General features: G+C 34.0%; 23 protein-coding genes. 5 read left to right on the top strand and 18 right to left on the bottom strand.

The genetic code is table 11. The features are described from left to right. Genes mreC through rodA form a run of 4 tightly spaced genes read left to right on the top strand, consistent with a single transcriptional unit; the run spans window position 1 to window position 4,486 of the window. Window positions 1-822 (top strand): rod shape-determining protein MreC, encoded by an 822-nt coding sequence (gene mreC / locus GQ46_RS13135; RefSeq protein ID WP_044402865.1) that lies wholly within the window; start codon window positions 1-3, stop codon window positions 820-822. Then, window positions 815-1,324: a rod shape-determining protein MreD gene (gene mreD / locus GQ46_RS13130; RefSeq protein ID WP_044402863.1), complete on the top strand. Its 510-nt coding sequence runs from the start codon at window positions 815-817 to the stop codon at window positions 1,322-1,324. The genes mreC and mreD overlap by 8 nt, the downstream gene beginning before the upstream one ends. Beyond that, window positions 1,321-3,225: a penicillin-binding protein 2 gene (mrdA, locus tag GQ46_RS13125; RefSeq protein ID WP_044402861.1), complete on the top strand. Its 1,905-nt coding sequence runs from the start codon at window positions 1,321-1,323 to the stop codon at window positions 3,223-3,225. The genes mreD and mrdA overlap by 4 nt, the downstream gene beginning before the upstream one ends. Then, window positions 3,209-4,486, top strand: coding sequence for a rod shape-determining protein RodA (gene rodA, locus GQ46_RS13120; RefSeq protein WP_369793459.1), 1,278 nt, complete (start codon window positions 3,209-3,211; stop codon window positions 4,484-4,486). Before mrdA ends, rodA begins: the two co-directional genes overlap by 17 nt. 158 nt (window positions 4,487-4,644) lie before the next feature. Here the strand turns inward: rodA and GQ46_RS13115 are convergent, their stop codons facing one another. The 17 genes from GQ46_RS13115 to GQ46_RS13035 form a co-directional block, all read right to left on the bottom strand. Continuing rightward, on the bottom strand, window positions 4,645-5,712 hold the full coding sequence (locus tag GQ46_RS13115) for a hypothetical protein (protein WP_044402855.1): 1,068 nt from the start codon (window positions 5,710-5,712) through the stop codon (window positions 4,645-4,647). 88 nt (window positions 5,713-5,800) lie between these two features. Continuing rightward, the gene (locus GQ46_RS13110) at window positions 5,801-6,559 is read right to left on the bottom strand and encodes a hypothetical protein (RefSeq protein WP_044402852.1); all 759 of its coding nucleotides are present in this window, start codon (window positions 6,557-6,559) and stop codon (window positions 5,801-5,803) included. Then, the gene (locus GQ46_RS13105; RefSeq protein ID WP_044402849.1) at window positions 6,546-7,109 is read right to left on the bottom strand and encodes an RNA polymerase sigma factor; all 564 of its coding nucleotides are present in this window, start codon (window positions 7,107-7,109) and stop codon (window positions 6,546-6,548) included. The genes GQ46_RS13110 and GQ46_RS13105 overlap by 14 nt, the downstream gene beginning before the upstream one ends. A 78-nt stretch (window positions 7,110-7,187) precedes the next feature. Then, window positions 7,188-8,165, bottom strand: coding sequence for a polyprenyl synthetase family protein (locus tag GQ46_RS13100; RefSeq protein ID WP_044402847.1), 978 nt, complete (start codon window positions 8,163-8,165; stop codon window positions 7,188-7,190). Between the two features lie 42 nt (window positions 8,166-8,207). Beyond that, the gene (gene rlmN, locus GQ46_RS13095) at window positions 8,208-9,248 is read right to left on the bottom strand and encodes a 23S rRNA (adenine(2503)-C(2))-methyltransferase RlmN (RefSeq protein ID WP_044402844.1); all 1,041 of its coding nucleotides are present in this window, start codon (window positions 9,246-9,248) and stop codon (window positions 8,208-8,210) included. Between the two features lie 157 nt (window positions 9,249-9,405). After that, window positions 9,406-10,455, bottom strand: coding sequence for a tRNA preQ1(34) S-adenosylmethionine ribosyltransferase-isomerase QueA (gene queA / locus GQ46_RS13090; RefSeq protein WP_044402842.1), 1,050 nt, complete (start codon window positions 10,453-10,455; stop codon window positions 9,406-9,408). Between the two features lie 277 nt (window positions 10,456-10,732). Further along, a complete protein-coding gene (gene aroA, locus GQ46_RS13085) occupies window positions 10,733-11,965 on the bottom strand; it encodes a 3-phosphoshikimate 1-carboxyvinyltransferase (protein WP_044402840.1) in 1,233 nt (410 codons plus the stop codon). 38 nt (window positions 11,966-12,003) lie between these two features. Continuing rightward, entirely contained in the window at window positions 12,004-12,330 is a 327-nt protein-coding gene (locus GQ46_RS13080) for a nucleotide pyrophosphohydrolase (RefSeq protein ID WP_044402838.1), read from the bottom strand. Then, window positions 12,327-12,842: a metal-dependent hydrolase gene (locus GQ46_RS13075; protein ID WP_044402835.1), complete on the bottom strand. Its 516-nt coding sequence runs from the start codon at window positions 12,840-12,842 to the stop codon at window positions 12,327-12,329. Before GQ46_RS13075 ends, GQ46_RS13080 begins: the two co-directional genes overlap by 4 nt. Before the next feature lie 8 nt (window positions 12,843-12,850). Further along, a complete protein-coding gene (locus GQ46_RS13070; RefSeq protein ID WP_044402833.1) occupies window positions 12,851-14,878 on the bottom strand; it encodes a DUF3857 domain-containing protein in 2,028 nt (675 codons plus the stop codon). Between the two features lie 4 nt (window positions 14,879-14,882). Further along, window positions 14,883-16,697 (bottom strand): DUF3857 domain-containing protein, encoded by a 1,815-nt coding sequence (locus GQ46_RS13065; RefSeq protein WP_231567356.1) that lies wholly within the window; start codon window positions 16,695-16,697, stop codon window positions 14,883-14,885. A gap of 149 nt (window positions 16,698-16,846) precedes the next feature. Then, window positions 16,847-17,299 (bottom strand): D-aminoacyl-tRNA deacylase, encoded by a 453-nt coding sequence (gene dtd / locus GQ46_RS13060; protein WP_044402827.1) that lies wholly within the window; start codon window positions 17,297-17,299, stop codon window positions 16,847-16,849. Continuing rightward, on the bottom strand, window positions 17,300-18,250 hold the full coding sequence (rsgA, locus tag GQ46_RS13055) for a ribosome small subunit-dependent GTPase A (RefSeq protein ID WP_044402824.1): 951 nt from the start codon (window positions 18,248-18,250) through the stop codon (window positions 17,300-17,302). It lies immediately after the preceding gene. Between the two features lie 44 nt (window positions 18,251-18,294). Continuing rightward, window positions 18,295-19,377 carry a bifunctional 3-deoxy-7-phosphoheptulonate synthase/chorismate mutase type II gene (locus tag GQ46_RS13050; RefSeq protein ID WP_044402821.1) on the bottom strand — a complete coding sequence of 361 codons (1,083 nt, stop codon included), beginning with the start codon at window positions 19,375-19,377 and terminating at the stop codon, window positions 18,295-18,297. Between the two features lie 45 nt (window positions 19,378-19,422). Beyond that, window positions 19,423-20,277, bottom strand: coding sequence for a prephenate dehydrogenase (locus tag GQ46_RS13045; protein ID WP_044402818.1), 855 nt, complete (start codon window positions 20,275-20,277; stop codon window positions 19,423-19,425). Then, window positions 20,274-21,413 carry a pyridoxal phosphate-dependent aminotransferase gene (locus GQ46_RS13040; protein WP_044402815.1) on the bottom strand — a complete coding sequence of 380 codons (1,140 nt, stop codon included), beginning with the start codon at window positions 21,411-21,413 and terminating at the stop codon, window positions 20,274-20,276. The genes GQ46_RS13045 and GQ46_RS13040 overlap by 4 nt, the downstream gene beginning before the upstream one ends. Then, complete coding sequence (locus GQ46_RS13035) at window positions 21,413-22,240, bottom strand: prephenate dehydratase (protein ID WP_044405063.1); 828 nt, start codon at window positions 22,238-22,240, stop codon at window positions 21,413-21,415. Before GQ46_RS13035 ends, GQ46_RS13040 begins: the two co-directional genes overlap by 1 nt. Window positions 22,241-22,598: 358 nt before the next feature. Between GQ46_RS13035 and gldA the strand changes: the two genes are divergently transcribed. Next, on the top strand, window positions 22,599-23,492 hold the full coding sequence (gene gldA, locus GQ46_RS13030) for a gliding motility-associated ABC transporter ATP-binding subunit GldA (RefSeq protein ID WP_044402812.1): 894 nt from the start codon (window positions 22,599-22,601) through the stop codon (window positions 23,490-23,492). 60 nt (window positions 23,493-23,552) lie between these two features. On the opposite strand, the gene GQ46_RS13025 is transcribed toward gldA, so the two are convergent. Next, window positions 23,553-24,296: a head GIN domain-containing protein gene (locus GQ46_RS13025; RefSeq protein ID WP_044402809.1), complete on the bottom strand. Its 744-nt coding sequence runs from the start codon at window positions 24,294-24,296 to the stop codon at window positions 23,553-23,555. Between the last annotated feature and the right edge of the window lie 87 nt (window positions 24,297-24,383).

Below are 24,383 nucleotides of genomic sequence, written 5' to 3'. Positions count from 1 at the left end.
ATGCAACAAATAGTAAACTTCATACTGCGAAACAAAACGTTTCTGTTGTTTGCATTTTTATTGTTTATTGCCGTCACACTCACCATTCAGTCTCATAGTTACCATAAAAGCAGATTTATTAGCTCTGCAAATTTTTTAAGTGGTGGTATTTATGATGTTTCGAATAATATTAGTGCTTATTTTGGGCTAAGAGAACAAAACCTATTGCTTCAGGAAGAAAACAACAGACTTAGATCTGCTCTTTTTAATGCAGAGATCCTTTCTGATTCAACCACTATAGACAGCCTGCATTTTGCTAAAAATTATAAATTCACCGAAGCATTGGTTATTAGAAATAACTACGCTTTTACAAATAACGTTCTTTTAATAAATAAAGGTAAGAAAGACAGTGTTAAGCAAGATTTAGGGGTCGTCTCTTCAAAGGGTATTGTTGGTATTATAGAAAACACAAATAAAAATTATGCCACTGTAATTTCGGTTTTAAATACTACAAATCGTATTAGTGCACAGCTCAAAAAAACAAATCACTTTGGATCGTTGCACTGGAATGCTAAATCCCCCAAATTTATTCAGCTCACAGAAATTCCCAAAATCGCTCCCGTAGTTAAAGGGGATACTATTATTACATCAGGTCGTTCGACCATTTTTCCAAAAGGGATTCTAATTGGCACAGTGTCTTCATTTAAATTAGATGTCGCTGAGAATTATTATGAAATTGAAATCGCCCTTTTTAACGACATGACCAACGTAGAGCATGTTTATGTAATAGAAAACAAAGACAAAGTAGCGATTGAAACACTTTTAGAAACGACAGATGAATAGTATATTGTCAACACATATTGTCCGTTTTATAGTGCTACTGCTGGTGCAAGTCTTGGTATTGAGCCAAATCAATTTTATGGGTTTTATAAATCCCTATTTATATATTTTATTTATCATTTTGTACCCTATAAAAAACAACAGGATGTTATTTATTCTATTGAGTTTTTTACTAGGCTTACTTGTAGATATGTTTTTAGACTCTGGAGGTATTCACGCAGCAGCTTCGGTAACTATTGCTTTTATAAGACCCGCTGCTTTAAAAACAAGCTTTGGCGCCGTATATGAATATCAGGCGGTAAAGTTTAACACTGCGAGCATTGGTCAACGTATCACCTATATAACCATTTTAACTTTTATCCATCATCTTTTATTATTCTCGCTTGAATTTTTTAACTTATCAAAAATACTATTAGTCCTAAAAAATACGTTATTCTCTAGTATCTTTACTATTATTTTATGTGTTTTAGTGACTATAATTTTTAGTAGGACAAATAAAAGATGAGACAATTATTACTTTTTCTTACTGTTATTTTCGTTGGTCTTGTATTTACAGGACGGTTATTCTATTTACAAATATATCAGTCAAACCCTGATAGTTTATACGAAGACAATGCTATTAGAAAGGTCTATGACTACCCAAAGCGCGGTTATGTGTACGACAGGGACGGCAAGCTTTTAGTAGCTAATCAACCTTCATACGATGTCATGGTAATACCCCGTGAGGTAGAGCCCTTAGACACCTTAGAATTTTGCTCACTTTTGAAAATAGATAAAACACGCTTTCTAACTCAATTTGAAAAAGCAAAGCATTATTCGCAGAGGTTACCATCGGTTTTTGTATCACACCTCTCTAAAGAAGATTATGCAGTATTACAAGAAAAAATGCGCAAATATGAGGGTTTTTATATTCAAAAACGTTCATTAAGACAATACGAAACGACTATTGGAGCAAATGTTTTAGGAGATATTGGAGAGGTTAACCAAGCATTGCTAAACGAAGATGCCTATTATAAAAGCGGTGATTTAATAGGCAAACAAGGAATAGAAGTCTCCTATGAAAAAATATTAAGAGGTCAAAAAGGGATTAAATTCATTCAGAAAGACAGATTTAATCGTAACATTGGCCCTTATAAAGATGGGGATTATGATACCTTGCCAATCCCTGGTAAAGACATTAAAATAACTATTGATTCAGAGTTGCAAGCTTATGGCGAATGGTTGATGCAAAATAAACGCGGTGGTATTATTGCTATTGAACCAAGTACAGGTGAGATTTTAGCAATGATTTCCGCACCAACTTACGACCCTAATAACCTGGTGGGCAGAATACGCTCTAAAAATTTCAATAAACTATTGAGAGACACCATAGCAAAACCATTATTTAACAGAAGTTTACAAGGCGTTTACGAGCCAGGATCTCCTTTTAAGTTGATGAATGCTTTGGTAGGATTACAAGAAGGCGTTATTGGTACAGAAGAAAAAATAACCTGCTATGGTGGCTATAAATATGCAAATCGTTTTATGAAATGTCACTGTAATTACGGTGCCCGTAATGACTTAGTTCGTGGTATAGAACAATCTTGTAACGCATACTTTGCAACAACTTACAGACGTATTTTAGACAAAACAGGAAATGCCTCAGTTGGTATTGATACTTGGAGTAATCATGTTCAAAGCTTTGGTATGGGCAACTATTTACATAATGATTTAGCCGTAGGACAAAAAGGGCGCATTCCAGATAGAGCCTATTATAAAAGTATTTACCCGAATACCTTTTATTCTACCTATACTATTTCTAATGCTATTGGCCAAGGTGAAGTGGCAACAACACCTATTCAATTAGCAAACATGGTTGCAGCTATTGCTAATCGCGGCTATTATTTTACACCTCACATTATAAAATCTATTGAAAATGAAACGCTACCGTTGGAATTTACAACCCCAAAATACACCACGATAGATAAAAAACACTTTGAGCCTGTGATTGAAGGCATGCATCAAGTGTATAAAAAAGGAACTGCACAATACCTACAAGTAAAAGACCTTGAGATTTGTGGAAAAACAGGTACTGTAGAGAATTTTATAAATATCGATAGTACTCGAGTACAATTGACCGATCATTCTATTTTTGTTGCTTTTGCACCAAAAGACAACCCAAAAATCGCCATAGCTGTTTTTGTTGAAAACGGTTATTTTGGAAGTCGTTTTGCTGGAAAAGTTGCGAGTTTAATGATTGAAAAATACGTAAACGGGACGATCACACGTAAAGATCTAGAGCGTTGGTTATTGAGTCATAGTTTAGAAGATGAATACGCGAAGCCCTATTCCGGAAAACCCTTTAAGATAAATAGAGAAGCCCAATTACAAGTCATTCCACTCCCTACAGATTATGAGACAGACTGATAGATATTATAAATTTGACTGGATCACTATTCTCCTGTTCTTTTTATTGGTTGGTTTTGGATGGTTAAACATCTTATCAGCTTCGCAAACTGGTGAAACTATAGACTATTTCAGTTTTAGTAATTCTTATGGGAAACAACTTATTTTTATTATACTCTCATTAGTACTTATCATATTTATATTATCGATTGATTCTAAGTTTTACGAACGGTTTACTAGTATCATCTATCTGGTATCCATGCTGTCCTTAGTAGGACTCTTTATTTTTGGAAAAAATATTAACGGAGCTACTTCATGGTATGATTTAGGCGGTATAACTTTACAACCCAGTGAATTTGCTAAAGTGGCAACAGCCTTGGCCGTTGCGAAATATGTTAGTGATTTACAAACCGATATTAAATACTTTAAAGACCAATTACGGTTGTTTGGTATCATCTTACTTCCTGCTTTTTTGATTTTACTACAAAAAGATGCAGGAAGCACTTTGGTTTACGGGGCTTTCTTTTTTGTACTCTATCGTGAAGGCTTACCAAAAATCTATTTAATTATTGGTTCATTATTGATCATTTTGTCAGTAGCCGCATTAAAATTTGGCGTGACAGTAACGATGTTAACTGGCGCACTTATTGTTTTTGGTTACTATTTTACCCGAAGAAAGAAGCCTCCTTTTTACAAACCCATTTTCGCTTTAATTATTGGACTAGGACTGGCTTTTCTTGTTCGTTATGTCTATGAAAATCAGTTGCCTTTTCATCAAAAAGATCGTATTACCATTTGGTTGAGTTTAGAAAAAGATGCCGCTACACTTGAAAGCATGAAAAAGAAAGCCGCTTATAACCTCTTAGAAAGTGAAAAAGCCATTAGCTCAGGTGGATTTACAGGCAAAGGGTTCTTGGAAGGCACACGTACAACAGGTAAGTTTGTACCCGAGCAACACACCGATTACATTTTTAGTACGGTTGGTGAAGAATGGGGGTTTATAGGTAGTTTTGGAGTGGTACTGGTTTTCGTTTTGCTTATTTTACGACTACTTCATCTTGCTGAATTACAAAAGTCTCAATTCAGCCGCGTCTATGGCTACTCTGTCGCTGCTATCTTTTTTCTACACTTTCTAATTAATATAGGCATGGTAATGGGTTTAATACCAACTATTGGTATTCCGTTACCCTTTTTTAGTTATGGGGGCTCAGGACTCTGGGGATTCACCATTCTACTCTTTATTTTTATTAAGCTGGATTCTAATCGTATTAATCAATGGTAGTTTGCGTTTAATGCTTTTTTTTTAAAAATTACTAAAAAAGACAGGATTAAGACAACTCGCTCGAAGCTTTTGATCTAATTACCAAGAGCGTTAAAAACATTAAAAAAGCCTTTTCAAAGGCATTGAAAAGACTTTTTTATAAGTATTCATTAGTAAAATTAATCCAAATCTATTCGCACTCCCAAAGACACATTATTTTGTTTAAACGTGTTATTTCTAAAGGTGTCTGATAAATCATATTTGGCATACAAACTAATATCACCAACACCAACATAGGCGCCTACTCCATAAACAAAAGGGTTTACATTATAATCCTTTTTTATTTTTTGCTTTACACGGTCTCCATCTTCTTCGTACAACAGCTTTTGTTTAGCACCTATGTTAAAGCCACCGTAGCCACCAATGCCAAACTTAAAGTGATCATCCGTGAAATAACGAATTCTATCTTTTTTCTCTACTCTTTTTGATGGACCAAACTCAAAATACAATGGAAACACCAAATTAGTAGTTCTAAATTTTGCTTGTTTTAAATCTGAAGGAAAAGTTTCGATAGTCGTCGTATTACCCGTTTGAACAAAGAATTTATTATCCTTTAAATCATACTTATTCCATTGAAAAGAAAAACCATATTTAACTCTAGCAAAATTGGAGTCTCTAAATAGTCTCGTTTTCCAGTTCCATCCTAATTCAACAAAACCAGACCCCCCTAGCTTATACGGAGAATCACTTAAACTTTGCCCATCTATTATAGCATTGTTAATGCCTGCTGCAAAAACAAAATCGTTAGACGTACGAATGTCATATTTTACTGGTTCTTGTTTGCCTTTAATACCAAAATCTTTCTTTCCAGCACCTATTGTTATTAAAAACCTGTTATCTTCTTCGGTTCCAATAGCTTCGTCATAGCCATTACGCCTTACTAAATCGATATGATTTGCAATTATTATTTGACGACTTTCTATGTTTAACGCCCGCTTTTTAGCAACTTCCTGCTTTAAATTTTCTGCTTCTTCATAAGTGATTTCTTTTGCCTCCACACGTTTATTAATCGCAGCTACTTCTTCTTTTAAAAATGCTTTTTCTTCGGTTTCAACCTCCAGTTTTAAGGCTTCCAAATCAGCAATTTGCTTCTCTTTTGGTTGCTCTTGAATGGTATCCTGTGCCACCGATTGCGTAACATAAAATCCTAAAATAATAGCTAATAAATACCTCGTAATTGTTTGCATAACTGTTCGTTTTTTGCCTCTCTGGTGTTTTTCTATATTGAAAAACCCAAAGAGATTTGTTTATAATTGATTTTAATTGATGATTGTATTAATTGTTACGATCTGCGATTTCCTCTCTAATAGAACTGTAACCTTTACGTACCGTTTTGAGTAATTTATCCCTGAAGGTTTCCTCCAAATCGTCTTCCACATCCTGAAGTAATGCATTATGATCTATTGGTACGTTTGTGTTTTTAATTAATGTACTCATGGCTATCTCTCGTCTCGCATTTGAGAGTAATGAATCTATGGTATTATCCTTGTTTTTAATATGCTCCTGTTTTGTATTTAAAACTAAAATATGATCTGCTGCTTTTTTACTTTGCGCTATTAAAAGAGTGTTTTCAATTAAACTCACTCCATTTATAGTAATACTAGCCAATACTTCCTTATTTTGTTTACTAGAGGTATTAGCTAGATTGCGCTGGTTATCCTCTTTTAAACTATTTGTTGTTTTATCTTCTGCTTTTTCAATAGCATTATTAACTAATACGCTCTTTGCTTGTTCCTCCTTTATTTTAGAAGGCACGGTAATCTTCTCTTCTATTTTGTTCGGCTTGTTTTTGTTATCTATAACAAGCGTTGGTGATTGCGGGTTTGTGACATCGTTCTTAACAAACGGATAACCAACTAATAGCAAACCAATAACACTTGCAGCTATAGCTAACCACCAAAACCCTGTTTTGCTTTCTTTTTGCTCTTCGGCATCTAAACGGCTTGACAAAGTTTCCCATGCTTGCTCTGATGGATTAATCAATCGTTTGTTAAGCGTATCCTTTAAGTCTTCTTCAAATTTAATTGGTGCCATAACTTGATGTATTTAATTTACTGACCTGGTCTTGAAGTAGTCTTCTTGCTTTAAATAATTGTGATTTTGAAGTGCCCTCGCTTATCTTTAAAATCTCGGCAATTTCCTGATGTTTATAACCTTCAATAGCATACATATTGAACACTATTTTGTAGCCTTCTGGTAGTGCGTCAATTATTTTTTGAAGGTGATCTACTTCAATCTCCGTTTGAATATTATTTGCGTACTCTTGATGCACTTCTACGTCATCTGTAGCAAATGCAATTTGCTTTTTTTGTCTTAAAAATGAAATCGCTTCCCTAACCATTATGCGTCTTATCCAACCTTCAAAACTACCTTCTCCCTTAAAGGTTTTAATATGTGTAAAGACTTTAAAGAATCCATTGAGCATTGCTTCCTCAGCTTGCTGCACATCTTTAATATAGTAACGGCAAACGCTTAACATTTTTGGCGCATGAAGCTCATACAACACGTGTTGTGCCCCACGATTGTTCTTTTGCGCTCGTTTGATGAGCTTCGTTTCGTTTTTATAGATTTGGATAACTTTCAAAATCTGTAGTTAGTTTTAGTCTTCATTTATAAAGACGCAAAAGTGTTGTAAAAGGTTGCCTAAGTAGTAAAAAAAAGTTTATTTTTTTCTTTCAATCACATAATTCACCATTAATTCTAAGGAAGATTTATAGTTAGATTCTGGGTAGTTTTGTAGTATTTGCATGGCTTCAGCTTGAAAGGCTTTCATTTTAGTCACAGCATAATCTAATCCGCCCTTATTTTTAACAAAAGCAATAACGTCGTCTACACGTTTTTTATCTTTATTGTGATTTTTAATAGAATTAATGAGCCACTTCTTTTCCTTTTTAGTACAGGTATTTAGAACATGAATTAAAGGCAAGGTCATTTTTTGTTCTTTAATATCAATACCAATAGGCTTGCCTATACTTTTGGAACCATAGTCGAACAAGTCATCTTTTATTTGAAACGCCATACCAATAAGTTCCCCAAACTTACGCATCGTTTCTACATCTGTTGCTTCAGGTTTAACAGACGCTGCACCTAAACTACAACAGGCAGCAATGAGTGTTGCTGTTTTTTGTCTAATAATTTCGTAATAAACGGCTTCTGTAATATCTAGTTTACGGGCTTTTTCAATTTGGAGTAATTCGCCTTCACTCATTTCCCGGACGGCTACTGAAATAATCTTTAACAAATCGAAATCATTGTTATCTATAGAGAGTAATAAGCCTTTAGACAGTAGATAATCACCTATAAGAACGGCAATTTTATTTTTCCACAGTGCATTAATAGAAAAGAAACCACGACGTTTATTACTATCGTCAACCACATCGTCGTGAACTAATGTCGCTGTATGTATCAATTCTATAACGGAAGCGCCACGATAGGTACGATCAAAAACCTCTCCATTAGAAACCATTTTAGCAACGAGAAAAACAAACATGGGTCGCATTTGTTTGCCTTTTCTATTCACTATATAGTGAGTAATACGATTAAGCAACGCCACTTTAGAAGCCATAGCTAAACGAAACTTTTGTTCGAAAAGCTCCATTTCGTAAGCAATGGGTTCTTTTATTTGTTCGGTTATTTTCACAGGTTACTAAAGATAGAACTTCACTAAATGATATTTAAAATTTTAACTTTTATTTGCCAATTGCCCACAGGCTGCATCAATATCTTTACCACGACTTCTGCGTACATTAACCACAATATTATTACGTTCTAAAACACGAATATAATCCTCTATCGCCTGATTTGATGCTTGTTGAAATGCGCCATCATCAATAGGATTATACTCTATAATATTCACTTTACATGGTACGTACTTACAAAACTTCACTAAGGCCTCTATATCTTTAAGGCTATCATTTATACCTTTCCAAACTATATACTCGTAGGTAATGGCCTTTTTTGTTTTCTCATACCAATATTCTAATGCTTCTTGTAAATCTTTAAGCGGAAAGGTTTCATTAAATGGCATAATAGAGGTTCTCACTTCATCTATTGCTGAGTGTAAAGAAACTGCTAAGTTAAATTTCACCTCATCATCTGCCATTTTTTTAATCATCTTTGGCACACCCGAAGTTGAGACCACAATCCGCTTTGGTGACATGCCTAGACCTTCTGGCGAGGTGATTTTATCTATGGCTTTTATCACATTATTATAGTTCATGAGTGGTTCCCCCATGCCCATAAATACGATATTACTTAATGGCCTATTAAAATAAAGTCTACTTTCGTTATCTATGGCGACTACCTGATCATAAATCTCATCTGGATTTAAGTTTCGCATCCGTTTTAAACGTGATGTTGCACAAAATGAGCAGTCTAAACTGCAACCAACTTGGCTAGAAACACAAGCTGTTGTTCGTGTTGGTGTTGGAATTAGAACAGATTCCACAATTAAGCCATCATGCAATCGTACGGCATTCTTAACCGTTCCATCGCTACTGCGTTGCATTGTATCAACTTTAATGTGATTAATCACAAAATTGTCTTCCAACATTTGTCGCGTTTCTTTAGAGATATTAGTCATATCCTCAAATGAATACGCGCTTTTACTCCATAACCATTCGTAAACCTGATTACCACGAAAGGCTTCATCGCCTTCTTTAATGAAGAAATCGCGTAGTTGCTCTTTGGTTAATGCTCTTATGTCTTTTTTCTTAACGTCCATTGTAGTGCAAAAATAGTGAAAGCATTAAAGAATTACGATTTTTGAATTGCGAATAATAAAAAAGCCTCAACTTTTAAAAAAAGAAGAGGCTAATAATTGCTTTTTAGTTTGGAATAAAATCTCAATAATTTTAAGAGATTCTCAATTTAATTGCGGGTTATATAATTAACATCGCATCTCCATAACTGTAAAACTTATACTTTTCTTTTACTGCTTCTTCGTAGGCACGCTTAATAAAATCGTGTCCAGCAAATGCTGAAGCCATCATTAATAATGTTGATTTTGGCGTATGAAAGTTAGTAATCATCGCGTTTGCAATACTAAAGTCGTACGGTGGGAAAATGAATTTGTTGGTCCAACCATCAATTTCATTAAGTGTATGACTAGAAGACACTGCGCTTTCTACAGCACGCATAGCAGTAGTACCTACGGCACAAATACGACGTCTTTCTTTTAAAGCTGTGTTAATTTGCTCGACTGCTTTTGGTTTAATAGTAACCTCTTCACTATCCATTTTATGTTTAGATAAATCTTCTACTTCTACTGGATTAAAAGTCCCTAAACCAACATGTAGTGTTACCTTTGCGAAATCAACACCTTTTATTTCTAAACGCTTTAATAGGTGTTTAGAAAAATGTAAGCCCGCAGTTGGGGCTGCTACTGCTCCTTCATTTTCAGCAAAAATAGTTTGATAACGTTCTTCATCTTCTGCTTCTACGCCTCGTTTAATATACTTTGGCAATGGGGTTTCACCGAGTTGCGTTAATTTCGTGCGAAATTCTTTATAAGAACCATCGTATAGAAAACGTAATGTTCTACCACGCGATGTTGTATTGTCTATAACCTCAGCGACTAATGTTTCATCATCACCAAAATAAAGCTTATTTCCTATTCTTATTTTACGAGCAGGATCTACTAAAACATCCCAAAGACGTTGTTCTTCGTTTAACTCACGTAATAAAAACACTTCGATTCTTGCTCCTGTTTTTTCTTTATTACCATAAAGACGCGCAGGAAAAACCTTTGTATCATTAAGAATCATTACATCTTTCTCATCAAAATAATCAATGATGTCTTTAAACATTTTGTGCTCGATGGTTTGCTCTTTACGGTTTAAAACCATTAATCGAGACTCATCTCTATTTTCGGCTGGATACTCTGCCAATAATTCCTCAGGCAATTCAAAGTTGAAGTGCGATAATTTCATTTTTACGTCTATCATATCTTATTTTGAAAGCTACAAATATACAATCTCGAGATAGGCCTTGTCAAGTAAATGACTGATTATTATTTATAATACCCAATATATCTTAACATAATTGATGAAATTTGTTCTTATTTTAGCTCCATTTCAATAAAAAAAGAGAGCCGTAACCGTTACTAAGCTTTAATTTTAGTCTACAATAGTGAGTACACGACCCTTCGATTTCAATCTTATCTAAAAAACATATAATTGCAATAATGTATTCTTTCTTTTAACTTTATTAGGCATTAAACTCAAAACCGATGGCTTTTAAATCGTCCCAAAATGTTGGATATGATTTTGAAACCACTCCTGCATCTTCAATTTCCAATGGTACTTTTATTGCTAAGGGCGCAAAGGCCATAGCCATTCTATGATCGTTATACGTAGCAATAGCTATATTTTTATTTATCTTATGCGAAGCCGAAAGACTAAGCGAGTCCTTTGTAATTTGAACGCTACCTCCTAATTTTTCAATTTCAGTTTTTAGAGCTTCTAGCCGATCTGTTTCTTTAATTTTTAAGGTATGCAGGCCTGTTAAGTGGCATTCTAAGCCTAAACCAAAAGCCGAAACAGTTATAGTTTGTGCGATATCTGGTGCATTTGCTAAATCGAAATTGATTTTAATATCCTGATTAATGGTCTTAGATTTACGAAGTATTATTGAGTGATTTTTAAAAGTGGTCTCTACTCCAAAAGCTTTATAAATCTTAGCTAAGGCCGAATCACCTTGTAAACTGTTTTCTTTATAAGCCGATAATGTAATGCTTGTTCCCAGGTCTGAAAGTGCTACGATACTATAATAATAAGAGGCTGAAGACCAATCTGACTCAACTGTTACCTGGTTTTTAGCTATTTCCTTTTTACTGTTCGCTATTACAGAAATTGTATTATTTTCAAATTTAGTTTCTACACCAATCTCATTTAATAAACTTAAAGTCATGTTTATGTAGGGTACCGATGTAATTTTTCCTTTCAGCGTTAACTCCAACCCGTTTTCTAATGTTGAAGCGATTAGCAATAATGCTGAAATGTATTGACTACTCACATTAGCTTCTAATGCCACTTCATTTTTTGTTAGCTTCGTTCCTTCAATAATTAGCGGCGGAAAACCGTCGTTTTCCTTATAACTTATTTTCGCTCCCAACTGATTTAAAGCATCGACCAAAATTTTTATGGGACGCTCTTTCATGCGTTTTGAACCCGTTAATTCTATTGTTCTACCCTCTTGTGTTGCAAAAAAAGCAGTTAAAAAGCGCATGGCTGTTCCGGCGTGATGAATATCGATAAGCTCACTTTTTGACGCTAATGCTTTCGTCATTAATTGTGAATCATCACTATTGGAAACATTTTCTATTCCTATCTCAGGAAAAAGTGCTTGTAGTAGTAATAATCGGTTAGACTCGCTTTTTGAACCCGTAATTTGAATGGTTGATTGTTGGTTTATTGTTGCTTTTTTGAGATGTAAATTCATAATGTAAAGATTTCCGCCTTCATGGAAATGAAAAAAATCTATTTGAGTTTTTCGTTATTATGGTGTCTGTCGTGATCGCGCTTAGTTTTGAAGTCTAATTTCTTATCAAACGCCTCTTGTAAATCCACGCCTGTTTGGTTTGCTAAGCATAAAACGACAAACATAACGTCTGCTAATTCTTCACCAAGGTCTTTGTTTTTATCACTTTCTTTTTCACTTTGTTCGCCATAGCGTCTGGCAATAATTCTGGCGACTTCCCCAACCTCTTCTGTTAGTTGTGCCATATTAGTGAGCTCATTAAAATAACGAACACCATGTGTTTTTATCCAATCATCAACGTCTTGTTGTGCATTTTTTATATTCATTGTTTTCGCTTTAAGAGATACAAAAATACTAAAACCAAGACGCATGGAATAGCAATATATTTTAATTCGCTAATAATCACTTGAAATCCCCAATTAGAGAAAAATTTACTCATACCAATTGGTGACACTTTTATTGGTCTGAACGGGAAAAAGAAACGCTCCATATTAAAGGGAATAAAAAAACCAACACCCCGACCACCAGTCGTTAAAGCATCAAGAATACCGTGCGATACGGTTGCAAAAAAGAGGGTTACAAAAAACAAGGGTTTTCTGCTTTTATCAACAGTTAAAGCCAACACTCCTGCCCAAAGTAATGCAAACACAATGGAATGTGTAAATCCACGATGACCAAAGGGATGCGAATAGGGAATACTAAAATTAAAAGCCAAGACATCGATATCTGGCAAAATGGCTGAACCTATTGCAAGAAGTACTAATAACCTATTAGATTTATTGTCTGCAATTTTAGAAAGTGTATAACCCAATAAACCATGACCGAAGAGTGATGCCATTGCTAATTTTACTGTTTTTTGGCTAGAACTATTTGCTCAGATTGCTTTTCAAAAGATAACGCAAAAAACGCTTTAAATTGATTGTACTCCATTGGTGAAATTATTGTCTTATTTAGGTTGAAATCAACTATTAATTGTATCGAATTTACATTCCCTTTTATTATATATGTGAACTCACCTTCACTCCCATTAAGTAAAAATTTTGCATTCTCTGGCAAGGATTCAATTTCATATCCTTCTGGCAGATTAATACTTATTCTGTATTTTGATGCTTGAGGATATATAAAATCTATTGGATATATGCGTTCTTCTTGTATGAATGGATTAGACTCTGAGTTTAAAAACAATAACGGAGAAAAATATAATTTATCTCCAATTGCTTCTATAGCATTTTCTGTAATGAAATCGTATGTTAATACAATTGGTTTCGCTACATCTTTACTATTCTTTACATCTAGGCCTTCAATAATTAAATCTCCTTTATCTTTTTCTAATTCTGAAATGATAGTTTCCGTGGTTGACTTCGCATATTTTTCTCTATAGTTTAATGCTAAATGATTAGAAAGAATTTCTCTTAGTTTTCCTTTGATTGAAAAATCATTTTGAATATTAATATTCAATTGTATTTTTTTACTTGATATCGTTGAAGGTTTTAAACTTACCCAATCTGAAGCACCTTGCTCATTAACGACTCTTCCTTGCCAATTTAGAGCTCTTTTAGGTAATATGTTTAATCCTGCAAATGGATCACTGGCATCTAAAAGAATTTCTTCTCCATCAATACTTACACGGGCAATAACATAATTAAACCCTTTAGAAGTTGCAATGATGGGAACACCATGATCTCTAGTACTCACTAAAACTGGGTTTGCATTTAAGCCGGCATATCTTAACATCGATACTAACATTAAATTTATATCTGCAATATTACCTGCCCCTGTTTTGTAGGCTTCCTTTACACCTGATTCTGAATAGTAACCAATAAAATTATTCCATTTAACTTTTGATTTCACAAAATTGAATAGCTTATTAAGCTTGATCTTTGAATCTTCTACCCCTAGTAACAATGCATCTACATCATTTTTAAAATAATTCTTTTTATCCAACTGTCCTCCAAAATTTGAGCTTTTAAAAATACGAGATACAATATCTTCCCAAGTGTTATTGAAAAATTGTACATCTCCATTTTGCCCAACTGCATTAGCAAATTCAAAAGTTATTTTAGCTCTGTAATTATTTATATTATCTACATAGGCTTCGTTTTTCAATGCTGGTATATTAGTATCCTCAGTTATTGTAATCCTTTCTAAAATATCTTTATAGGTTTGTTTCTTATTTGTTCCCGTCTGGAAACCACTACCACCACTACTAATACTAACTTGACTATTTGTAAATTCCAGTTTTCTGTTTACAGTAGTCTCTGTGAATTTTGGTTGATAAATGGCTTTTGGGTTTAATATTTTATTAAAGGTAAAACGATCTGGAATTTTTAATTTGATCGTTTGTTTTTTTACAGGAATATCATATTGCAAATCTATATCATCAATTGTCATAAAAGGAGATTCTATTCTATAAGTGTATTCTATTACCGAGCCTGCCTTAACATTAGGTAGAATAAACTTATGTTCTTTCCAATATTTATTCGTTTCAACCTCAAAAACCCCATCCTTTTTTAACTTAAAATCTTTAATTTTGTTATTCTCTAAATTATAAGTGTAAGCCTTTAAACCCTGAATGTGTTCCTCTGTCTCTCCGTTTTGATTATATAATTTATTCTCAACGGTAGCCCAGTTAAAGCCATTATTATTGTAGATTTTTATGCGCTCAAAAACTTCTGTTGTCCTAATAAAACCCTCACCCTGTCTAAATGGGTAATGTGTTGAATATTCCCTATATAGCACCACTGCATTTGCAGTACTATCTTCTTCGTAAAATTGCTCTTCAAGCTCCTCTTTACTAACTTTACCAAACTTGATATTTTGAGCGCTAATGCCCGTAACAAAGCACAATAGTAATATTAAGATTTTTTCTTTCATTATCTTATAATTGTTTTAATACTAATTTAGAATTATCATTTTTGACGATTTGAGAATTAAAATCTCTAAAAGCCTTGTAATCTTCTTTTGAATAATTTCCTTTATTGATAATTAGCTTTCTCTTGTATATAAAAGTCTGCTCTGAAAGTTTTTCGAAAGTGACCGTGTATTCTCCAAATTTATTATTGATTGAAACATTATCTTGTAAGGCTTCTATTTTTAGATTACTAGATAAGGTAAGTTCATACTCATCAACATCTGTATATCCTCTATCTATTTCAACATTTAAATTTCGATTAGGATATCTAGGAGGCACGCTTGTTTTTCTATTGAACATATTTGGTTTCAACAACAATCTTGTTCCTGCTTTTGCACCATATTTAGTAGCTGACAAATTGATACTTTCTTTAAAAACAATTTCATTTTTATCATTTTCAAAATCCATAGATTCTATGCTTAAATTATTTATGTTATCTAAATAATTTTTATAATAAAGCTTTCGACTTTTTTCTGTTTCGTTTTCAATTCGAGAGCTGTGATAAGCATACTGAGTCCCTTTTGATACAATACTAATCTTGGCTTTAAAATTCCCGCTTTCATCAAAAGACACGAATGCTTTTGTCGTTTGCAAATTATCCTTGGTTTCATAAGCTCTTGTATGCACAATCTCTCCGCCTTCAGGCTTAACAATTAACACATCTCTATCATCTGTAAAGTTAGCTATGTATCCGAATGGATCGGTTTGACTAGTGCATTCTAAAAAAATCAAGTCGCCTTGAATAGGAACCGCTAAAATAGCATGATTGCCTTGCTGAGAAGAAAAATCCTTGTCAATATTTTGAATATCACGACCGCCATAAATCAAAGTATAATAGGATTCTAAACCAACTGCTTTGAGCAATGATTTTGTATAATTAGACAACGCCTTACAATCTCCATACCCCAACCTATCTACATCTCCTGCCAACATGGGTTTCCATCCACCAATGCCAACCTGAACACTGATATAGCGTGTTTTATTTTGCATAAACTCATAAACAATTTTAGCCTTTTCATAATCCGTTTTGGCGTCTACCGTTAGTCTTTTAACTTCTTCAATAACTGCCTCAGGTAACTCTTGTGTATCACTAATTAGGCTTTCTCCTACCCACTTTCCAAAATTCTTCCAACTTGTATTAGTCCCTTTTACACCTTTCATATCGAACTCTTGTAAGGCAAACTTTAGATGAGGTGCAAAAGAAGTAAAGGATGGTGCGTAGGCTTCGTATCTAATAGCTGGAATATTTTCTGCCGAATAATAAAATTCAGAATGTTTAGAAATATTGAATCCTTCAAATCCTGAAGCTTTAGATACTAGTGTAATACCCGATTCATTATTAACCTTAATACTAGACCCTTCTGTACTTACATAATAGCCTTCTAAAGGATACCATTGTTGAATAAATGCTGTAGTAGACTGAATAGTTTCTTCAAAATACGCAACAGTATAAGGATATTGCGTAGCGGTGTAATTTATGTGTTTAATTCTGTCGTCAGTAAATATCGAGAAGCCATCATAAACACTAACGTCTTCAAAATCTTTTTTTCTGAACTTTTTAATTTCATCTCCTAAAAGATTATAGACAACTGCTTCAAGCTTTTTAATATTAACCGATTTGTCATACCTAATACTTGCATCAATATAACGTTCTCCTTCTTTATTAAGCACCGTCACTACTCTATGCTTTTTGACAATCATTTTATCGTATGACAAAATATCAATTTCAGTTTCATTTAGCCTTACTACAGCATTTGCATCTTTAGTAAGTTCCTCTTTCAAGGTTAATGAAGACAAATAATTTTGTGAAAAAACGGTAAGTGAACATAGTATTAAAGTAATACTGAATATACATTTGAGGCGCATTAGAATAATTTAGGGGCTCAAATATAAGACTTATCAGTACAAAAAGGGGTGAAAAAAGTTAATTACTAAACCCTGTCTTTAGAATCTACAATAATAGTAACGGGTCCATCATTTAATAATTCTACTTTCATATCTGCTCCAAACTGTCCCGTTTGAACTGGTTTATTTAAAACAGCTTCAGAAGCTTTAATAAATGCGTCATAAAGCGTAATAGCCGTTTCTGGTTTTGCCGCTTTACTGTAACTAGGCCTATTCCCTTTTTTAGTGCTGGCATGCAAAGTAAATTGGCTCACAACAATGAGGTCACCATTAGTTTCTATAAGCGATTGATTCATGATGCCATTTTGGTCAGAAAAAATACGAAGATTAGTGATTTTATTAACGAGCCAGTTAACATCTTCTTGTGTATCCTCAGAAACAATTCCTAATAAAACAAGCAAACCATTTTCAATTGAAGCTACTTTATCGTCTTCAATAGTAACGCTTGCTTTTAACACTCTTTGAATGACTACTTTCATCTATTCCTGATTCCAGATATCTGTTCTATAGTGCTGGTCGTCTCCTTCTATAATTTGCACATAACTTCTGTAACGTGACGCCGAAATTTCATCCTTTTCTAAAGCTTCTTTTACGGCACATTTAGGTTCTTCGATATGCAAGCAATTATTGAATTTACAGTCTTGTTTTAACTTAAAAAATTCTGGAAAGTAATCACTTATTTCTTCCTTTTCCATATCTACAACACCAAACCCTTTAATACCTGGTGTATCTATAATTTTTGCATTGAAGCTTAAATCAAACATTTCAGCAAAAGTCGTGGTATGCTGCCCTTGCATGTGTTGCGTTGAAATGGCTTTTGTTTTTAAGTCCAAGGTAGGTTCTATAGCATTAACTAGAGTCGATTTTCCAACTCCCGAATGCCCCGTAAACATGCTTACCTTGCCCTCCATTAGCGCTTTCACCTTTTCAATATTCTGTCCTGTTTTAGCTGAGATCTCAATACACTCATAGCCTATTTCCCGATACACGTGTGCTAAATATTTTACTTCTAAAATGGTGTCTTCATTATAGGTATCCATTTTATTAAACAATAAAACGGCTTTTATAGCATAAGCCTCTGCTGTGACTAAAAAGCGGTCTATGAAACTGGTAAATGTTGGGGGATTATCTATAGTTACCAATAAAAAAACCTGATCGATATTGGAGGCTATAATATGGGTTTGCTTAGACAGGTTTACCGATTTACGAACAATATAATTTTTGCGATCATGAATATTAGAAATAACACCAGTTTCTTGATCACTCTTTGTGTCTAATTCAAAATCTACATAATCTCCAACCGCAATGGGATTAGTGCTTTTTATACCCTGCAAACGGAATTTTCCTTTGATACGGCATTCATAAGTGGTTCCTAATTGGTTTTTAACCGTGTACCAACTTCCTGTAGATTTATATACTAGTCCTGTCATTTATACAAAGATGCCATTATTAATTAATGTTTTAATCTGTTTAGCTACCCTTTTATTACTTTTTCCTGATGATTAATAGATTCCTGGTGAATGGCTTTAAATAATTTTAAAATAAACTCTTCACTTAAGCCTTTGGTTTCTCCTTCTAACACCATTTTACCTAAAATCTCATTCCAACGTTTGCTTTGTAAAACGGCAACATTTTTCTCCTTTTTAAGTTCTCCAATACCATCTGCAACTTTCATACGCTTGCCTAATAATTCAATCACTTGATTATCTACAACGTCTATTTGGGCTCTTAAGTTAGCTAGCTCACTATTATATTCTGCTTCAGGATCACTTTCTTTTCTAATTTTTAAATCCTTCATCATTTGAATCAAAGCAGTAGGCGTTACTTGTTGAGCGGCATCACTCCAGGCATTATCCGGATCAAAATGTGTTTCTACCATTAATCCGTCAAAATTAAGATCTAAGGCCGTTTGAGAGACATCAAATACCATATCACGCTTTCCTGTGATGTGTGACGGATCATTAATTAACGGTAAATCTGGAAATCTATTTTGAAATTCGATAGCTATTTGCCATTCTGGAATATTTCTATATTTTGTTTTCTCATAGGTTGAAAACCCTCTATGTATCGCCCCTAAGTTTTTAATACCCGCAGTATATAATCTTTCTATACCCCCTAACCATAAGGCTAAATCTGGGTTTACTGGATTTTTAACCAGAACTATCTTATCTGTTCCAGCTAAAGCATCAGCTAATTCCTGCATGATAAAAGGGCTTACTGTTGAGCGTGCTCCAATCCAAAGTAAATCGACATCATTTTCTATCGCTAGCTTTACATGGGCTGCATTCGCCACCTCTGTACAGGTTTTCATTCCTGTTTCGGCTTTTACTTTCTTCAACCAATTTAAGCCTAAAGCGCCAACGCCTTCAAACATTCCTGGTCGTGTTCTAGGTTTCCAAATCCCAGCTCTAAAGTAGCTTACATCTGTTTCTTTTAGTTCATGTGCTATTCGCAACACTTGCTCTTCTGTCTCTGCACTACAAGGTCCAGCGATGACTAATGGATGCTCCAAATTCATAGCATCCAACCAGTTTCTCATTTCTTTTTTATTTTCCATATCCTTACTATATTGCACCTGTCAGGTTAAAAACCCTATTGGCTATTACTGTATTCCGTTTAATATTTGTTTGATGTAATTTGTATCTTTCATTTCATTAAAAACACCTTCAAAATCATCATTCACAATAAGGTCTTTAAATTGTGTGAGATTCTTTATATAATCCTCAAGGGTCTCTATAACGTTGTCTTTATTTTGTTTAAAAATTGGGGTCCACATCGCTGGTGAGCTTTTTGCCAAACGCACGGTACTTTCAAAACCAGAACCGGCCATATCGAAAATATCACGTTCGTTCTTTTCTTTTTCAATCACCGTTTTGCCAAGCATAAACGCACTAATATGAGATAAATGCGACATATAAGCGATGTGTTTGTCGTGTGATTCGGGGTTCATATAACGCATGCGCATGCCTATTTGAGCAAAAAGATTTAATGCTTTCTCCTGTAATTTAAAAGCTGTTTTCTCTACTTCACAAATGATATTTGTTTTATGCTGAAATAAATTGTGAATAGCGGCCTTAGGGCCTGAAAATTCAGTTCCCGCTATGGGATGCATGGCCAGAAAATTCCGGCGTTTAGGATGTGCTTCAACGGCTTTGCAAATGTCTTTCTTTGTGGAACCCACATCGACTACTAAGCCAAAATCTGAAACCGCATCCAGCACTCCTGGCAAAATTGTTACAGTAGCATCAACAGGAATCGCCAAAATCACTAAATCGGCTTTATCTAAAGCTTCAAAGCTTGCTTTTATATCTATTACACCTAATTCTAAAGCCATCGTTAGATTTTCTTCTGAATTATCTATCCCAAAAATAGTCGCATCTGGTCTTTTTGCTTTAATGTCTAAAGCCAAGCTCCCGCCTATTAATCCAACGCCTATTATGTATATATTATTTATCATACTCTCGAGATTGCTTCTTCAATAACTTCGTTTCCTGCGCATAGAGAAAACCGCACATACCCTTCGCCTTGTGAGCCAAAAACGGTTCCTGGTGTAATAAAAATGTGCTTTTCTTGTAGTAATTTATCTATAAAGGCTTCCGATTCAAAAGATGGTGGCAACTTTGCCCAAACGAATAAACCTACAGCGTTTTTATCGAAAGTACAATTAAGTCGTGTTGCTAATTCCCAAACCAGTTTGCGACGTTCCTCATACACACTATTTAGACTAGCAAACCAGAATTTCGAGCAGTTTAAAGCTTCAATAGCTCCTTTTTGTATACCATAAAACATTCCAGAATCCATATTACTTTTTACTTTAAGAATAGCATTTATAAACGCCGCTTTTCCTAAAACCATACCTACACGCCACCCTGCCATATTAAAGGTTTTACTTAATGAATTAAGCTCTAAACACACGTCTTTAGCGCCGTCAATGCTTAAAATACTCAATGGCTCTTCATTTAAAATAAAACTGTACGGATTGTCATTAACTAATAAAATATGGTGTCGTTTTGCAAAAGCAATAAGCGCTTTAAATGTCTCCTTAGTTGCCTTTGCTCCTGTTGGCATATGCGGATAGCTTAACCACATTAGCTTTACTTTACTTAAATCTGATTTTTCTAAGGCCGCTATATCTGGACACCAGTTGTTATTTTCTTCCAAATTATAAAATACAGGTTTAGCATGTAATAATTTTGTTACTGAAGTATAGGTTGGATATCCTGGATTAGGAATCAAAACTTCATCGCCCTCATCTAAAAAGGCCATAGCAATATGCATGATACCTTCTTTACTTCCCATTAATGGCAGCACTTCGGTATCCTTATTTACGAAAACATTAAAATGTGTACGATAAAAACCTGAAATCGCTTCACGTAACTCTGGTAAACCTTGGTAACTTTGGTATTTATGTGCATTCTCATCTTTAAAACTATCCGTAATGGCTTTTACTACTTTATCAGGCGGTTGTAAATCTGGACTACCAATACCTAAATTAATAATTGGCTTACCACTGGCTTTTAGGACATTCACTTCCTTTAACTTTTTAGAAAAGTAGTATTCTTCAACGCTATGTAATCTTTTTGAAACCTCCATTAGTGTTTTGCGTTTTTATATTCCCCCAATATTTTAAAATGTGTAGCCATAATTTTCATAATGGATTTTGCTTTTTCAAAATCTGAATAGTTCTCAAAAGTAACATCTACAAAAAAAGCGTACAACCATGGGGTTTCTATTTTTGGAAGTGATTGAATTTTGGTTAAATTCAACTTACAGTCACTCATCACATTCAAAATAGTCGCCAGGCTTCCACGCTTGTGATCGAGTTCAAACTTTACAGACGCCTTGTTAATTTCTTCTTTTGGAATTTCAGAATTACTTCTTTTTACGATTGCGAATCGTGTTTCATTATGCTTTATGGTTTGAATGCTTTCCGCGAGAATGGTTAAATCAAATAATTGAGAAGCCAATTTACTAGCTATTGCAGCAATACCTTTTATCTTTTGCTTACTTATACGTTTAGCAACTTCAGCGGTATCTTTAGCTTCAACTAACTTAATGTGTGGATAGTTTTTTAAAAACGTCTTACACTGTAATAAAGCCATAGGGTGTGAATGCACTTCTTTTATCGCTTCAATAGCCTGATTTGGCAATGCCATTAAATGATGCTGAATGTCTAAATAATACTCCCCTACAATGTGTAGGCTATTATTATCAATCAACGCATAATTTGGGATAATTGAACCTGCAATAGAGTTCTCTAAGGCCATAATAGCGGCTTCTGTTTTCCTACTTAAAAGCGCGTCTACAGTATCGTCAAAGGATAAACATTCGTTCACCTGCATGTTTTCTCCAAAATAGTCTTGCGACACAATATGGTGAAACGACCCTTTTACGCCTTGTATAGCTACTGATTTTATCACAATTTTATTGTTATTTACCCAACTTTCGATTGGATTAGTTAGCAAAATTTAATTTTAAAAAGTTTAAATTCTGGAAATAAAAAAAGTCCCGATATAATTATCGAGACTTGGTTTTAAATATATGTTTTTACAATTACATATATAGCGTCTCGTTCTCTTTGTTAAAAAAGAAATAAAACCAGCTATAATATGTGTTGTTTGCTATTTTCATAATGTAATACACTGCTAAAGTAAATAATAATTCGATATAACAAAATACTAAAGACTAATTTTTAGTGTTTTACTCGAAGATTTAAAGATTTGTCTACAAACCTTTATTTAAATTGCAGAATGATTATTTTTGAAGAAAGAATTAAAGATGTCTATAAAAGTTGAAAACATATCGAAGACTTACGGCGAACAAAAAGCCTTAAACAATATCTCTTTTGAAATTAAAAAACCAGAGATTGTCGGTTTTTTGGGTCCGAATGGTGCTGGGAAATCTACAATGATGAAAATTTTAACCACTTTTATTAGCCCAACAGCAGGTGAAGCTAAAGTAAATAACTATTCTATAAATACTGAAGCCAAGCAAGTACAGCAAAGTGTTGGGTATTTACCAGAACACAATCCGTTATATCTTGAGCAATATGTTCGCGAATATTTAGCGTTTAACGCCAATATCTTTAAGGTGAGTCAATCCCGTATTGAAGAAGTCATAACACTTACTGGTTTAACTCCTGAGTCTCACAAAAAAATTGGTCAGCTTTCTAAGGGTTTCAGACAACGTGTTGGTTTAGCCAATGCTTTATTACATAATCCTGATGTTTTAATTCTTGATGAACCTACAACTGGTTTAGATCCAAATCAATTAGTAGATATTAGAAACCTCATTAAATCTATAGGAAAAGAAAAAACGGTATTTCTTTCTACACACATTATGCAAGAGGTGGAAGCGATGTGTGATCGTGTGATTATTATTAATAAAGGCGAAATAGTAGCAAATAAAAAATTGAAAGAACTTCGTGAAGGGCAAGCGCAAATTGTTATTGTGGAATTTGATTATCGTGTGGAAGATGCTTTTTTACAAAAATTACCTCATGTTGAAAGTGTGAAAAATACGCATGATTTTGTATACGAAATTACATTTTCTACCCAAGAAGACATGCGTTCTCACGTGTTTGATTTTACTCATGATAATGCGTTGAAAATTTTGCAACTAAATCAAAAAAATGCTAGTTTAGAGAGTCTATTTAGGGATTTAACGGTTTAATTCAATTTGTAAAATTTTACCGCCACGAAATTTCTGCCTTCTCAGAAATAAAAAAACCAATTACTCAAAAATAACGCGACCGGTATATTGTTCTTGTACATCAACTATTGGTGGCGTATTAACCACAATAACATCTCCTGTACCCACTAAATTAGCTGTTAGAGATACTTGAGGGTTTATAGTAATATCATTCGACCCACGGTGATAGATATTTATATTTTGAGCGATTAAATTCCTGCCTTCAAAACGGGCATCTCCAGAGAAAAACTGGATATTTAAGTTTTCCACACTCCCTTCAATACTAGAAGTAGACAAATTATTTACTATTACCTTAAGAGTATTGCAATTAACTTGCAAGCGGAACAAGCCATCTGTATGATATGCTTCACTAAAATCTTCTGAAATCAATAAGAGACTCGGGTACGTTAAAACACCGTCACTACTCGTTTGCAACCCAGTACTACTGCGGATTTCAGTAAGATTTGGAGCCGTAATATAAATCTTAGTTATCCCAAAATCTCTGGTTAAATTGCAACCGTTATTATTATTTAACAGCAATTTTCCATTTTCTACTTTAACGTCAATTTCATCCATTAAAAACTCTCCAGTTTCGACAATGACTTCATGAACCGGTCCTTCTTTTACTATCAATTCAATACGCTCAAACACTGTTACTTTAGTGAATTCCTGAACTTCAAAAGTTTTAGTAATAACATCTCCAGAATTTTGGAAACAATCTGGCGCATTCTCACTATTACAGCTTACCAGAATGATCACACTTAATAGGTATATTATTTTTTTCATCTGTTCATGTTTATTTTTTTTCAAAGTGTAAATGGAATCGCCAATAATTACATCATTTGATATCTACCTAATTATTATGCCTTATTT

Source organism: Lacinutrix sp. Hel_I_90 (genome assembly GCF_000934685.1).
Taxonomy (GTDB): Bacteria; Bacteroidota; Bacteroidia; order Flavobacteriales; family Flavobacteriaceae; genus Lacinutrix.
Note: the sequence above shows the minus strand (reverse complement) of the source record. Positions and strands in the feature narration are given on the sequence as shown.